We start from the raw sequence: 14,246 nt of genomic DNA, 5'->3' as shown, positions 1-14,246 counted from the left end.
GCCCGACCGGCAGGCAAGGGGCAGAGCCGCCATGGAACCGAACGGCATCCCGGGGCTGACACCATCCGGCCACATCGACACCTTCGCCCGGGACCGTCTCCCCCCGCGCGAACAGTGGCCCGCCCTCGTCCACGACCGCCCCGAGCTGCACTACCCCGCCCGCCTCAACTGCGGCACGCAGCTGCTGGACCGGACGGTGGAGCGGCTGGGCCCGGAGCGGCCCGCCTTCCACTCGGCGTCCGGCGAGACCTGGACGTACGGCGTCCTGCGCGGCCACGTCGACCGGATCGCGCATGTGCTGAGCGCCGAGCTGGATGTGCGGCCGGGGCAGCGGGTGCTGCTGCGCGGGCCGACCACGCCGTGGCTCGCGGCCTGTTGGCTGGCGGTGATGAAGGCGGGCGCGGTCGCCGTGACCGTCCTCGCCGAGCAGCGCGCGCCGGAGCTCGCCACCATGTGCGAGATCGCCGAGGTGCGGCACGCGCTGTGCGACATACGGTCGGTCGACGACCTGGTCAAGGCCGGTGTGCCGGGGCTGAACGTCACCACGTACGGCGGTGGGGGCCCCGACGACCTGCTGGCGCGCGCGGCCCGGCAGGGCGGGCGCCGCGCGTACGAGGCGGTGGACACGGCGGCCGACGATGTCGCGCTCATCGCGTTCACGTCCGGCACGACGGGCCGCCCCAAGGGGTGCATGCACTTCCACCGCGATGTGCTCGCCATCGCCGACACCTTCGCGCGGCACATCCTCAAGCCGGTCCCGGACGACGTGTTCGCGGGCAGTCCCCCGCTCGGCTTCACGTTCGGGCTCGGCGGGCTCGTCATCTTCCCACTGCGCTTCGGCGCCTCGTCGGTGCTGCTGGAACAGGCGGCCCCCAAGCAGCTGCTGCCCGCGATCGGACGGCACGGGATCACGGTGCTGTTCACCGCGCCGACCGCGTACCGCACGATGCTGGAGCAGCTCGACGCGTACGACGTCTCCTCGCTGCGCCGCTGCGTGTCGGCCGGCGAGAACCTGCCCGCGGCGACCTGGCAGGCCTGGCACCGGCGCACCGGGCAACGCGTCATCAACGGCATCGGCGCGACGGAGCTGCTGCACATCTTCATCTCCGCCGCCGACGACGCGATCCGGCCGGGCACGACGGGCCGCCCCGTACCGGGGTGGCACGCGCGCGTGGTGGACGGTTCCGGGGCGCCGGTGCCGGACGGCGAGCCGGGGCTGCTCGCGGTGCGCGGACCGGTCGGCTGCCGCTACCTCGCCGACGAACGCCAGCTCCAGTACGTACGTCACGGCTGGAATCTCACCGGCGACACGTACATCCGCGACGCCGACGGCTACTTCCGCTACGTGGCGCGCGCGGACGACATGATCATCTCGGCCGGTTACAACATCGCGGGCCCCGAGGTGGAAGAGGCGCTGCTACGCCATCCGGACGTCGCCGAGACGGCGGTCGTAGGACGCCCCGACGAGCTGCGCGGCCAGGTGGTGGTGGCCTACGTGGTACCACGCGAGGGCACACCACGGGACGCGGACCGCCTGCGCGCCTTCGTGAAGACGGAGCTGGTCCCCTACAAGTGCCCGCGCGCGATCGTCTTCCTGGACGCACTACCGAGGACGGCGACGGGGAAGCTGCAGAGGTTCCGGCTGCGGGGGGAGACGGCGGGGGGCCCGACGGCGGGAGGCCCGACGGCGGGGGCGGCTGTCGGGTTGGGGACCGTAGAGTGATCACGTGTCCGAGCAGCACAGTCCACGGTCCCTGATCGTCACCTTCTACGGCGCCTACGGCCGGGCCGCGCCCGGACCGGTCCCGGTGGCCGAGCTGGTGCGTCTCCTCGCGCCGGTCGGCGTCGACGCGCCGTCGGTGCGTTCATCGGTGTCGCGGCTCAAGCGGCGCGGCCTCCTCGTGCCCGCGCGCACGGAGACGGGCGCGGCCGGGTACGCGCTCTCCCCCGACGCGCGCCAGCTCCTGGAGGACGGCGACCGCCGCATCTACGGCGGCGCGGCCGGGGCGCGCGAGGGCGGCTGGGTCCTCGCCGTCTTCTCCGTGCCCGAGGCCGAGCGGCACAAGCGGCATGTGCTGCGCTCGCGCCTCGCGGGGCTCGGCTTCGGCACGGCGGCGCCGGGCGTCTGGATCGCCCCCGCGCACCTGTACGAGGAGACCAGGCACACCCTGGAGCGCCTCCAACTCGCCGCGTATGTGGATCTGTTCCGCGGTGAGCATCTGGGCTTCGCCGCGACGGCGGAGGCGGTGGCCCGCTGGTGGGACCTGGCCGCCCTGGCCAAGCAGCACGAGGCGTTCCTGGACCGTCACGAGCCGGTCCTGCGCTCCTGGGAGGCCCGCGGCGACGCTCCCCCGCCTCCCGAGGCGGCCTACCGCGACTACCTCCTGGCCCTCGACTCCTGGCGCCAACTCCCTTACGCCGACCCGGGCCTGCCCGCGGCGCTCCTGCCGCGGGACTGGCCGGGCGCGCGGTCGGCCGCGGTGTTCGCGGGCCTTGACGGGTGGCTGCGGGAGGCCGGAGCGCGTTACGTGTCGCCGACCGACGGGAGCTGAGGGGCCGCCTCAACCGCTGAGTGAGAGCCGCGGCTTCGGTGCGTCCGTGCGTCCCGTCCGGGGGCGGCGGCTGCCCGCGCGGTACTGGAGGGGCCAGGTCGCGCCGGGGCCCGCGTATCCCTGCTCGGCCGCCGCGTGCAGGGTCCAGTGGGGGTCGTAGAGGTGGGGGCGGGCGAGGGCGCAGAGGTCCGTACGGCCCGCGAGGAGCAGGGAGTTGACGTCGTCCCAGGAGGAGATGGCGCCGACCGTGATCACGGGGATGCCCGTTTCGTTGCGGATGCGGTCGGCGTACGGGGTCTGGTAGGAGCGGCCGTACGCGGGGCGTTCGTCGGCGACGACCTGACCCGTAGAGACGTCGATGGCGTCGGCGCCGTGCGCGGCGAAGGCGCGGGCGATCCCGACGGCGTCGTCGGCCGTGGTGCCGCCGTCGGCCCAGTCGGTGGCGGAGATCCGGACCGTCATCGGCTTGCCGTCCGGCCACACCTCGCGGACGGCGTCGAAGACTTCCAGGGGGAAGCGCAGGCGGGAGGGCAGGGCGCCGCCGTACGCGTCCGTGCGGTGGTTGGTGAGGGGCGAGAGGAACCCCGACAGCAAGTAGCCGTGGGCGCAGTGCAGTTCGAGGAGGTCGAAGTCCGCGTGGTCGGCGCGGCGGGCGGCGGCGACGAACTGTTCGCGGATCTCCGTCAGTCCGGCCCGGGAGAGTGCGTGCGGGGTCTGGCTGCCCGGCTTGTACGGGAGCGGGGAGGCCGCGGAGAGCGGCCAGTTGCCGTCGGGCAGCGGCTCGTCGATGCCCTCCCACATCAGTTTCGTCGAACCCTTGCGGCCCGAGTGGCCCAGCTGTACGCCGATCGCCGTGCCGGGCGCCCGGGTGTGGGCGAAGTCGGTGATCCGCCGCCAGGCGTCGGCCTGTTCGCAGGTGTAGAGGCCGGCGCAGCCCGGTGTGATGCGGCCGCGCTCGCTGACGCAGACCATCTCGGTCATGACCAGGCCCGCGCCGCCGAGCGCCCTGGCGCCCAGGTGGACGAGGTGGAAGTCGCCGGGGACGCCGTCCACGGCGGAGTACATGTCCATCGGGGAGACCACGACGCGGTTGCGCAGGGTGAGGCCGCGCAGGGTGAAGGGCGTGAACATGGGGGGCGTACCGTCCGGGCAGCCGAACTCGCGCTCCACGGAGCGGGTGAAGCCGGCGTCGCGCAGGCGGAGGTTGTCATGGGTGACGCGGCGGCTGCGGGTCAGGAGGTTGAACGCGAACTGGCGGGGCGGCTGGTCGAGATGGTCGGGCAGGCGCTCGAACCACTCCAGGCTGGCGCGGGCGGCCCGCTGCGTGGACTCGACGACGGGGCGGCGCTCCGTCTCGTACGCCTGGAGGGCGCTCGGGATGTCGTGGTGCTCCTGGAGGCAGGCGGCGAGGGCGAGCGCGTCCTCCACGGCGAGCTTCGTACCGGAGCCGATGGAGAAGTGGGCGGTGTGCGCGGCGTCGCCGAGCAGGACCGTGTTGCCGTGTGACCAGCGGGAGTTGACGACCGTACGGAAGTTTGTCCAGGCGGATTTGTTGCCGCGCAGGGGGCGGCCGCCGAGCGCCTCCGCGAAGATCTTGGCGCAGCGGTCGGTGGACTCGCGCTCGTCGAGGCCGTCGAAGCCCGCCGCCTCCCAGACCTCCTCGCGCATCTCGACGATGACGGTGGACGCGCCGGAACCGGCCGCGGAGTAGGGGTAGCCGTGCAGCTGCATCACGCCGTGCTCGGTCTCGGCGATCTCGAAGCGGAACGCGTCGAAGGCGAAGTCGGCGGCCAGCCAGATGTACCGGCAGCGGTGGGTCGTGACGCTCGGCCCGAAGGCGTCGGCGTGCGCCTCGCGGGTGAGGCTGTGCACGCCGTCCGCCGCGACGACCAGGTCGTACGCCGTGGCGAGCGTGGCGGCGGGCGGCGCCCCGGTACGGAAGCGGAGCTCGACGCCGAGGTCGCGGCAGCGCGCGTGCAGGATCTCCAGAAGCCTGCGCCGCCCGAGCGCCGCGAAGCCGTGCCCGCCGGAGGTGTGGCGCCGGTCGCGGTGCACGATGTCGATGTCGTCCCAGCGTACGAACTCCGCCTGGAGGGCGGCGTGGACGGCGGGGTCGGCGTGCTCGATGCCGCCGAGCGTCTCATCGGAGAGCACGACACCGAAACCGAACGTGTCATCGGGGGCATTGCGCTCCCAGACGGTCACCTCACGCCCGGGGTCGAGCCGCTTGAGCAGCGCGGCGGCGTATAGACCGCCGGGACCGCCACCGATGACGGCGATGCGGTGCGCTGCGGGCGCCTCGGCGGAGCCGGTCGGGGTCGCCGGGGTCGCCGCGCTCACCGTCCCTGCCACTTCGGTGGGCGCTTTTCCGTGAAGGACGCGTGGAACTCGGCGTAGTCCTCGCCGGTCATGAGGAGGGCCTGCGTCGACGCGTCCAGTTCGATGGAGGCGGACAGCGGCATGTCCAGTTCGGCGGTGAGGAGCGCCTTTGTCTGCGCGTACGCGAGGGCCGGGCCGTCCGCGAGGCGGCGGGCCAGGGTCTGGGCGGCCTCGGCGGCCTTGCCCTCCTCCGACAACTCGCTGATCAGCCCGATCCGTTCGGCCTCGGGGGCCCGCACCGGTTCGCCCAGCATGAGCAGCCGCGTGGCGTGGCCGAGGCCGACCACGCGCGGCAGGAGGTAGGCGGCCCCCATGTCGCCGCCGGAGAGGCCGACCCGGGTGAAGAGGAAGGAGAAGCGGGCGCTCGGGTCCGCGACGCGGAAGTCCGCGGCGAGGGCGAGCACCGCGCCGGCGCCCGCCGCCACCCCGTGCACGGCGGCGATCACTGGGAAGGGGCACTCCCTGATCGCCCGCACGACCTGGCCCGTCATGCGGTTGAAGTCGAGGAGCTGGGCGGTGTCCATGGCGAGCGTCGCGCCGATGATCTCGTCGACGTCGCCGCCCGAGCAGAAGCCGCGCCCCTCGCCGCCGAGCACGAGAGCGCGTACGGACCTGTCGCGGGACAGCTCGGCCAGGAGGTCCCGCAGGTCGGCGTAGGCACCGAAGGTGAGTGCGTTGAGCTTGTCGGGGCGGGCGAGGGTGACCGTGGCGACCCCGTCGTCGACGGCCAGGCGCAGATGCCGCCAGTCGGGGGTGCGGGTCGCGGAGCCGGTGAAGGGACTCATCAGTGCGGCCTCCTCGGCCTGCGGCTGGGGCTGGGGCGGAGTTCGCTGCTCGCTGCTCGCTGGACGCTCTGTTCGCTGTGCGCGTGCGCTGTGGTTCCGCTCCTGAATTTATCACCCCTTCGTGACTGTCGTCATGAGTGCGCGATATAACCGCGACCCGACGGAACGGCTTACTGGACGGGGCCCCTCGTCAGGGCCTGATCGGGCGCGTTCGCGAGACGGGACCTGCCGCGGCCGTAGAGCGCGTACACCACCGCGCCCACCACCAGGAACACGGTGAACTGCACCCACGTCGACCAGCCCGTGCCCCAGATCAGATAGAGGCAGAAGCCCAGGCCGAGGAGCGGGCTGACGGGGTGGAGCGGGACGCGGAAGGTGCGGCGCAGGCCGGGGTTCGAGCGGCGCAGGGCGAGCACCGCGACGTTCACCACGGCCATGACCGCGAGCGTGCCGATGGTGGTCAGGTTGACCACCACGTCCAGCGAGGAGAAGGCGGCGGGGACGGCGACGACGGCCGCGACGATCCACGTGCCCGCGACGGGCGTCGACGTGCGCGGCGAGACGCGTTCGAAGACGCGCGGCATGAGGCCGTCGCGGGACATCGACATCAGGATGCGGGTCTGGCCGTACATCACGGCGAGCACGACGGAGGCGATGGCGACGACCGCGCCGAAGGCGATGATGCCGCCGCCGACGGCCGAGTCGGTGACCTGGTCGACGATGAGCGAGAGCGCGGCGGGCTTGTCGGCCACGGCGTCCGGGCCGAGCGCGCCGATGGCCGCGAGCGCGACGGCGACGTACAGCAGGGTGACCACACCGATGCAGATCATGATCGCGAGCGGGATGTTGCGCCGCGGGTTCCTGACCTCCTCGCCGGCCGTGGTGACGGCGTCGAAGCCGATGAAGGAGAAGAAGGCGATCGAGGCGCCCGAGGTGATGCCGGAGACGCCCGCGCCCGCGAAGGGCGTCAGATTGCCGTCCTTGAATGCGGTGAAGGCGATGGCCAGGAACAGCAGCAGGATGCCGATCTTCAGCACCGCCATCGCGGCGGTGGCACCGGCGCTCTCGCGGATGCCCCGCACCAGGAGCACCGCGGCGAGCAGGATGACGACGACGGCGGGCAGGTTCACGGCGCCGCCCTGGCCGGGGCCCGCGGACAGGACGGTGGGCAGCTGCCATCCGGTGAGGCTGTCGAGGAGTTCGTTGAGGTACTGGCTCCAGCCGACCGCGACCGCCGAGACGGAGACGCCGTACTCCAGGAGCAGACACCAGCCGACGAGGAACGCGACGCGCTCGCCGAGAGAGGCGTACGCGAAGGAGTACGAGCTGCCCGACACCGGGATCGCGCCACCCAGCTCGGCGAACGAGAACGCGGTGAAGATGCAGGTCACGGCCGCGAGGACGTACGAGACGGCGACGGCGGGGCCCGCCTCGGCGACGGAGTCGGACAGGCCTACGAAGATGCCGGTGCCGACGATGGCGCCGACACCGAAGCACACGAGCTGGAAGAGCCCCATGGTCCGCTTCAGGCCGTGCCCTTCCAGGTCGGCGCCGGATTCGGCGACGAGCTGGTCGGGGGACTTGACGCGCGACCTGTGCGGGTTGGCGGGGCTCATGGGTGGTTCTCGATTCTGGTGGTGCGTGGAGCGTGGTGCGTCGCGCGTTCGTCGTACGGCAGGTCAGGCGAGGGTCGCGACCAGTACCGCCTTGATGGTGTGCAGGCGGTTCTCGGCCTCGTCGAAGACGACGGAGTGCGCCGACTCGAAGACCTCGTCGGTGACCTCCAGGGAGGTCAGCCCATGGCTCTCGTATATCTCGCGGCCGACCTCGGTGCCCAGGTCGTGGAAGGCCGGCAGGCAGTGCAGGAACTTCACGTCCGCGTTGCCGGTGGCGCGCAGGACGTCCATCGTCACCGCGTACGGCGCGAGGGCGGTGATCCGCTCGTCCCAGATCTCCTTCGGCTCGCCCATGGAGACCCAGACGTCGGTGGTGACGAAGTCGGCGCCCCGGACGCCCTCGTCGACCGCCTCGGTGAGCGTGATCCGGGCGCCGCTGGCCGCGGCGAGCTCGCGGGCCCGGGTGAGGACCTCCTCGGCCGGCCAGTAGGCCTTGGGCGCGACGATGCGGACATCCATGCCGAGGAGGGCGCCGGTGACGAGGTAGGAGTTGCCCATGTTGAAGCGGGCGTCACCCAGATAGGCGAAGGCGATGCCGGGGAGCGGCTTGGCGCTGTGCTCCGTCATCGTGAGGACGTCGGCGAGCATCTGGGTGGGGTGCCAGTCGTCGGTCAGGCCGTTGTAGACGGGCACGCCCGCGTGGGCGGCGAGCGTCTCCACGGTCTCCTGGGCGTCCCCGCGGAACTCGATCGCGTCGAACATCCGGCCGAGTACCCGGGCGGTGTCCTTGGTGGACTCCTTCTTGCCGATGTGTGAGCCGGACGGGTCGATGTACGTCGTGAAGGCGCCCTGGTCGGCGGCGGCGACCTCGAAGGAGCAGCGCGTACGGGTGGAGCTCTTCTCGAAGATCAGGGCGATGTTCCTGCCGGAAAGGCGCCGTGTCTCGGTCCCGGCCTTCTTCGCCGCCTTCAGCTCGGCGGCCAGGCCGATCAGGCCGCGGAACTCCTCGGCGGTGAAGTCCAGCTCCTTGAGGAAGTGGCGACCGGTGAGGTGTGTGGCCATGGTGACGCTCCTGGGACGCGAGAACGGGGACAGGGGAATTGAAACTATATACGATCCTCGACATTTATATGCAGGCATGCGGGCAGGTGAGACTCCGTGCACCCGGGGCCGCAGGCCGCGGCTAGGCCCCCGGCACCGCGCCCCTCTCCACCGGGCAGCTCATGCACCGCGGCCCGCCCCGGCCGCGCCCCAGCTCGCTGCCCAGGATCTCGATCACCTCGATGCCCTGCTTGCGCAGATACGTGTTGGTGGTCGCGTTCCGCTCGTACGCGACCACCACGCCCGGCTCGACCGCGAGGACGTTGCAGCCGTCGTCCCACTGCTCGCGCTCGGCCGCGTGCACGTCCTGCGTGGCCGTGAGCACCCGGATCGCGTCGAGGCCGAGCGCGGCGGCGATGGCCCGGTGCATGTTCTCGGGTGGATGGTCGGTGACCTTCAACTCGCGGTCGCCGACGCCCGGTTCGATGGTGTACGAGCGGAGCATGCCGAGGCCCGCGTACTGCGTGAAGGTGTCGCCGTCGACCATCGTCATGACCGTGTCGAGATGCATGAACGCGCGCCGCTTCGGCATGTCGAGCGCCACGATCGTCCGCGCCGAGCCCGCCGCGAACAGCTTGTGCGCGAGCATCTCGACGGCCTGCGGTGTGGTGCGCTCGCTCATGCCGATGAGCACCGCGCCCTTGCCGATCACCAGGACGTCGCCGCCCTCGATGGTCGAGGGGAAGTCCGCCTGGCCCTCCGACCAGACGTGGTAGTCCTCGCCGCGGAACAGCGGGTGGTGGCGGTAGATCGCCTCGAAGTGCACGGTCTCGCGCTGCCGGGCGGGCCAGCGCATGGCGTTGATGGAGACGCCGTCGTAGATCCAGGCGGAGGTGTCGCGGGTGAAGAGGTGGTTGGGCAGCGGGCGGAGCAGGAAGTCGTCCAGGTCCATGCAGTGGAAGCGCACGGACGTCGGCTCGGGGTGGGCCTCCAGGAACTCCCGCTTGGTCATGCCGCCCACCAGCGCCTCGGCGAGCTCCACCGACGGCATCGTCTCGAACGCGACCCGCAGGTGGTCGGTGGCCAGCGGGCCGTACTCCTTCTCGTCGAAGACCCGGTCCAGGACGAGGAGGCGGGCCGCGGGCACGTCCAGGGTCTCGGTCAGCAGGTCGCCGAAGAGGTGCACCGCGACGCCCCGGTCGCGCAGCACGTCCGCGAAACCGTCGTGCTCCTGGCGGGCCCTGCGCACCCACAGCACGTCGTCGAAGAGCAGGGCTTTCCTGTTGCTCGGAGTCAGCCGCTTGAGCTCCAGATCGGGGCGGTGCAGTATGACGCGGCGCAGCCGCCCGGCCTCGGAGTCGACATGGAATCCCATGGGGTCCATCTTTCCCCGGCCGGACGGCGTACGCGCGGTCAACGCCGTACGCACGGCCGACACCATACGCGCGGTCAACGCCGTACGCGGTGGCGCTCAGAGCCTCGGGTCCACCGGCTCCGACTCCAGCGCGAGGACCGCGAAGACCGACTCGTGGACGCGCCACAGCGGCTCGCCCTCCGCGAGGCGGTCCAGGGCCTCCAGGCCGAGCGCGTACTCGCGCGTGGCGAGCGAGCGCTTGTGGCCGAGGGAGCGGTCCCGCAGCTTGTCCAGGTTCTCCGGGCGCGTGTACTCCGGGCCGTAGACGATCCGCAGGTACTCGCGGCCCCGGCACTTGATGCCGGGCTGCACCAGCCGCCCCTGGTCGTTCCTGACGAGGGACGCGACGGGCTTGACGACCATGCCCTCGCCGCCGCGGCTGGTCATCTCCAGCCACCAGTCGACGCCCGCCCCGACGGACGACTCGTCGCCGGTGTCGACGTAGAGGCGGCGGGTGGTCCGGAGCAGGCCGCTCCCGTCGTGCTCCACCATGCGGTCGATCAGGGCCAGTTGCTCGTCGTGCGGGAGCGCGGCGAGGCTGCGGCCCTGGACGGCCAGGATCTGGAACGGCGCGAGCCGTACGCCCTCCAGGCCGTCGGTCGGCCAGCAGTAGCGGCGGTAGGCGTCGGTGAACGCGGCGGCGTCGACGGCGCGTTCGCGCTGCCTGGCGAGGAGCGGGCCCGCGTCGACGCCGCGCGCCGTCGCTGCCTCCAGGGCGGCCAGCGCCCCGGGGAAGACGGCCCGGGATGCGGCGCCGACGGCCGCGTACTGCGTACGGAGCAGGCCGGACGCCTTGAGCGACCACGGCATCAGCTCGGCGTCGAGCAGCAGCCAGTCCGTGTCCAGCTCCTCCCACAGGCCCGCCTCGGTGACGGCGGCGCGCAGCCGGGCGAGTATCTCCTCGGTGACGGACGCGTCGCTGAAGAAGGGGCGGCCCGTGCGGGTGTAGAGGGAGCCGGTCGGGCCCTCCTCGACGCCGAAGCGCTCACGGGCCACGGCCGCGTCGCGGCAGACCAGGGCCACCGCGCGCGAGCCCATGTGCTTCTCCTCGCACACGACGCGGGCGACGCCGTCCCGCGCGTACGACGCGAAGGCCTCGGCCGGGTGCTCCAGGAAGTCTCCATCAGCGGCTCCGCCGCGGGGTCCATCAGCGGCTCCGCCGCGGGCCTCCCGGCGGGAGGTGGCCGTGGGTGCCATCGTCGGCGGCAGGTACGGCAGCAGGCGCGGGTCGACGGCGAAGCGGCTCATGACCTCCAGGGCGGCGGCCGCGTTCTCCTCGCGGACGGCGACGCGGCCCCCGTACCGGGTCTCGACCACGCGGCGTCCGTGTACGTCGGTCAGGTCGAGCGGGCGTCCTTCGTGGCCGCCGGGCGCCTCGGTGCGCAGCGGCTTGGCGGGCTCGTACCAGACCCGCTCCGCCGGTACGTCGACGAGTTCCCGCTCCGGCCAGCGCAGCGCGGTCAGCTTGCCGCCGAAGACGGCGCCGGTGTCCAGGCAGATGGTGTTGTTCAGCCAGGACGCGGTGGGCACGGGGGTGTGGCCGTAGACGACGGCGGCCTTGCCGCGGTAGTCCTCCGCCCACGGGTAGCGCACCGGAAGACCGAACTCGTCGGTCTCGCCGGTGGTGTCGCCGTACAGCGCGTGCGAGCGCACCCGTCCGGACGTCCGCCCGTGGTACTTCTCGGGCAGACCGGCGTGGCAGACGACCAGCTTGCCGCCGTCGAGGACGTAGTGCGAGACGAGCCCGTCCACGAACTCACGCACCTCGGCGCGGAATTCGTCACTCTCGCGCGCCAACTGCTCGATGGTCTCGGCGAGTCCGTGGGTGTGCTGGACGCGGCGGCCCTTCAGGTGGCGGCCGAGCTTGTTCTCGTGGTTGCCGGGCACGCACAGCGCGGTGCCCGCGGCGACCATCGCCATGACGCGGCGCAGCACGCCGGGGGTGTCGGGGCCGCGGTCGACGAGGTCGCCGACGAACACGGCCGTACGGCCTTCGGGGTGCCGCCCGTCGACGTAGCCGAGCTTGCCGAGGAGGCTCTCCAGTTCGGAGGCGCAGCCGTGGATGTCGCCGATGATGTCGAAGGGGCCGGTGAGGTGGGAGAGGTCGTTGTAGCGCTTCTCGGTGACGATCCCGGCGCCGTCGATCTCCTCCGCCCCACGCAGGACGTGCACCTTCCGGAAACCCTCGCGCTCCAAGTGCCGCAGCGAGCGGCGCAGTTCGCGCTGGTGGCGCTGGATGACGCGGCGCGGGACGCCGGCCCGGTCCGCGCGCGTGGCGTTGCGCGCGGCGCAGACCTCTTCGGGCACGTCGAGCACGATGGCGATGGGCAGCACGTCGTACTCCCTGGCCAGCTCGATCAGCTGCTTGCGGCTGTCGCTCTGTACGTTGGTCGCGTCGACGACGGTACGACGGCCCGCGGCCAGCCGCTTGCCCGCGATGTAATGCAGCACGTCGAAGGCGTCACGGCTGGCGCCCTGGTCGTTCTCGTCATCGGCGACGAGGCCGCGGCAGAAGTCGCTGGAGATCACCTCGGTGGACTTGAAGTGCCGCCGGGCGAAGGTGGACTTGCCGGAGCCGGTGGCGCCCATGAGGACGACGAGGGAGAGGTCGGTGACGGGGAGCATTCGCCCCGCCTGAGGTGCTTCGGTACTGCTGCTCGTGCTGCTGGTGCTGCTGTCGTCGGTCATGCCGCCTTCACTCCCTGCGTGCTCTCGGCGGGTCCGGTGCCGTCGCGCTTGTCCTCGTTCCGTGTGAAGACCGCCATCTGGGTCGGCGGGCCCACCTCGGGGTCCTCGTCGCCGACCGGTGCGAACTCCACGTCGTACCCGTGGCGTTCGGACACCTGGCGGGCCCAGGACGCGAACTCCTCGCGCGTCCACTCGAAGCGGTGGTCGCCATGGCGGACGTGGCCGGCCGGGAGGGTTTCCCAGCGGACGTTGTACTCGACGTTCGGCGTCGTCACCAGGACGGTGCGGGGCCGCGCGGAGCCGAAGACCGCGTACTCCAGGGCCGGCAGCCGCTCCAGGTCGACATGTTCGACGACCTCGCTGAGCACCGCCGCGTCGTACCCCTTGAGCCGCTTGTCGGTGTACGCGAGCGAGCCCTGGAAGAGTTTCACGCGCTCCGCCCGACGCTCGCCCATGCGGTCCAGCTTCAGACGCCGCGAGGCGACGGTCAGCGCGCGCATGGACACGTCGACGCCGACGATCTCCGTGAACCGGGCGTCCTTGAGCAGCGCCTGCACCAGCTGGCCCTGCCCGCAGCCCAGGTCGAGCACGCGTCCCGCCCCGGCGGCGGTGAGCGCCGCGAGGATCGCCTCACGGCGCCGCACGGCGAGCGGCACCGGCTTCTCGTCGGTGTCGGACTCCTCGTCGACGGCGTTGTCGACCTCGTCGACGTCCGTGTCGTCGGCGTCGGCGAGCCGCACCAGTTCGAGCCGCTCCCTCGCCTCGCGGGTCAGGGACCAGCGCCGAGCCAGGTAGCGGCTGGTGATGAGCTGCTGCTCCGGGTGGTCCGCGAGCCAGCCCTCACCGGCCCGCAGCAGCTTGTCGACCTCGTCCGCCGAGACCCAGTAGTGCTTGGCGTCGTCCAGGACAGGCAGTAGGACGTACAGGTGCCGGAGCGCCTCACCCAGGGTCAACTTGTCATCCGGGGCGTCGAGTACGAGGCCGACGTACCGCGAGTCACCCCACTCGGGGAACCGCTCGTCCAGCGGTACGGGCGTCACCGCCACCGTCCAGCCCAGCGGCTCGAACAGCGCCCGCACCAGCTCACCGCCGCCGCGCGCGGGCAGCGCCGGCACCTCGACGCGCAGCGGCAGCGGCTGCCGGGCCCGCTCGGGACGCGCCTTGCACACGCCGTGCAGGGCGCTGGAGAACACCGCGCTCAGCGCGACGGCGAGCAACGACGAGGCGGCGTAGGGCCGGTCGTTCACGTACTGCGCGAGCGCCGCGTCGGGCGCCCCGCCCCGTCCCTTGCCCTTGCCGCGCCGCACGAGCGCGACGGGATCGACCTCCAGGAGCAGCGCGGCCGTACAGCGTTCGGCGGTCGCCTCGGGGTAGAGGACGTGCGCGGTGCCGTAGGAGGTGGAGAAGGCCTGCGCGTTGTCGGGGTGCTTGTGCAGCAGGAACCCGAGGTCGGTCGCCGGGCGTTCTGGGGTGCCGGTGGTGCTGATCGTCAGGAACACGGTGGGTCGGCCTCGAAACGGGGTCAGGGCTGAGGGGGGTGGTCAGGTCCCTCAAAGTACAGCGCCCGCCGCGGGCACACCCGGGAATTTTCCCTCGTCAGGCACCGCGTGGGAGTCCCCGGGCGCGCACATTCACTCGCGTCCGCCCACGCACACTGACGTCTGCTCACGTCCACTCGCACGTCCACTCACGTCCGTAAACGTCCGCGTTGATCCATCGGTAATCGTTTATTGATCGACCTCGCTCACCCTGTGCCCGTCGATATTCGGGG

9 protein-coding genes are annotated in these 14,246 nt (G+C 72.1%); 2 read left to right on the top strand and 7 right to left on the bottom strand.

The features are described from left to right. Positions 1–31 precede the first annotated feature (31 nt). Complete coding sequence (locus tag ACWDZ7_RS24075) at positions 32–1,723, top strand: AMP-binding protein (RefSeq protein ID WP_451799639.1); 1,692 nt, start codon at positions 32–34, stop codon at positions 1,721–1,723. A gap of 4 nt (positions 1,724–1,727) precedes the next feature. Further along, a complete protein-coding gene (locus tag ACWDZ7_RS24070; RefSeq protein WP_451799638.1) occupies positions 1,728–2,552 on the top strand; it encodes a PaaX family transcriptional regulator in 825 nt (274 codons plus the stop codon). Between the two features lie 9 nt (positions 2,553–2,561). Here ACWDZ7_RS24070 and ACWDZ7_RS24065 read toward each other — a convergent pair whose 3' ends face one another. The 7 genes from ACWDZ7_RS24065 to ACWDZ7_RS24035 form a co-directional block, all read right to left on the bottom strand. After that, positions 2,562–4,892, bottom strand: a complete 2,331-nt coding sequence (locus tag ACWDZ7_RS24065) for a bifunctional salicylyl-CoA 5-hydroxylase/oxidoreductase (protein WP_451799637.1) — start codon at positions 4,890–4,892, stop codon at positions 2,562–2,564. Then, on the bottom strand, positions 4,889–5,716 hold the full coding sequence (locus ACWDZ7_RS24060; protein WP_451799636.1) for an enoyl-CoA hydratase family protein: 828 nt from the start codon (positions 5,714–5,716) through the stop codon (positions 4,889–4,891). The genes ACWDZ7_RS24065 and ACWDZ7_RS24060 overlap by 4 nt, the downstream gene beginning before the upstream one ends. A gap of 170 nt (positions 5,717–5,886) precedes the next feature. Continuing rightward, positions 5,887–7,332, bottom strand: a complete 1,446-nt coding sequence (locus ACWDZ7_RS24055) for an amino acid permease (protein WP_451799635.1) — start codon at positions 7,330–7,332, stop codon at positions 5,887–5,889. Positions 7,333–7,395: 63 nt separating this feature from the next. Continuing rightward, positions 7,396–8,394, bottom strand: coding sequence for an ornithine carbamoyltransferase (argF, locus tag ACWDZ7_RS24050; RefSeq protein WP_451799634.1), 999 nt, complete (start codon positions 8,392–8,394; stop codon positions 7,396–7,398). Positions 8,395–8,515: 121 nt separating this feature from the next. Beyond that, positions 8,516–9,748, bottom strand: a complete 1,233-nt coding sequence (locus tag ACWDZ7_RS24045; protein WP_451799706.1) for an arginine deiminase — start codon at positions 9,746–9,748, stop codon at positions 8,516–8,518. Positions 9,749–9,844: 96 nt separating this feature from the next. Further along, entirely contained in the window at positions 9,845–12,475 is a 2,631-nt protein-coding gene (locus ACWDZ7_RS24040) for a polynucleotide kinase-phosphatase (protein WP_451799633.1), read from the bottom strand. Beyond that, positions 12,472–13,974, bottom strand: coding sequence for a 3' terminal RNA ribose 2'-O-methyltransferase Hen1 (locus tag ACWDZ7_RS24035; protein ID WP_451799631.1), 1,503 nt, complete (start codon positions 13,972–13,974; stop codon positions 12,472–12,474). The genes ACWDZ7_RS24040 and ACWDZ7_RS24035 overlap by 4 nt, the downstream gene beginning before the upstream one ends. Between the last annotated feature and the right edge of the window lie 272 nt (positions 13,975–14,246).

This window comes from Streptomyces sp. NPDC003032, from assembly GCF_053591415.1.
Note: the sequence above shows the minus strand (reverse complement) of the source record. Positions and strands in the feature narration are given on the sequence as shown.

Excerpts from the sequence above, each read along its gene's own strand:
- ACWDZ7_RS24075 (WP_451799639.1), top strand. The coding sequence starts at position 32 with ATGGAACCGAACGGCATCCCGGGGCTGACACCATCCGGCCACATCGAC.
- ACWDZ7_RS24060 (WP_451799636.1), bottom strand. The coding sequence starts at position 5,716 with ATGAGTCCCTTCACCGGCTCCGCGACCCGCACCCCCGACTGGCGGCAT.
- ACWDZ7_RS24055 (WP_451799635.1), bottom strand. The coding sequence starts at position 7,332 with ATGAGCCCCGCCAACCCGCACAGGTCGCGCGTCAAGTCCCCCGACCAG.
- argF (WP_451799634.1), bottom strand. The coding sequence starts at position 8,394 with ATGGCCACACACCTCACCGGTCGCCACTTCCTCAAGGAGCTGGACTTC.
- ACWDZ7_RS24045 (WP_451799706.1), bottom strand. The coding sequence starts at position 9,748 with ATGGGATTCCATGTCGACTCCGAGGCCGGGCGGCTGCGCCGCGTCATA.
- ACWDZ7_RS24040 (WP_451799633.1), bottom strand. The coding sequence starts at position 12,475 with ATGACCGACGACAGCAGCACCAGCAGCACGAGCAGCAGTACCGAAGCA.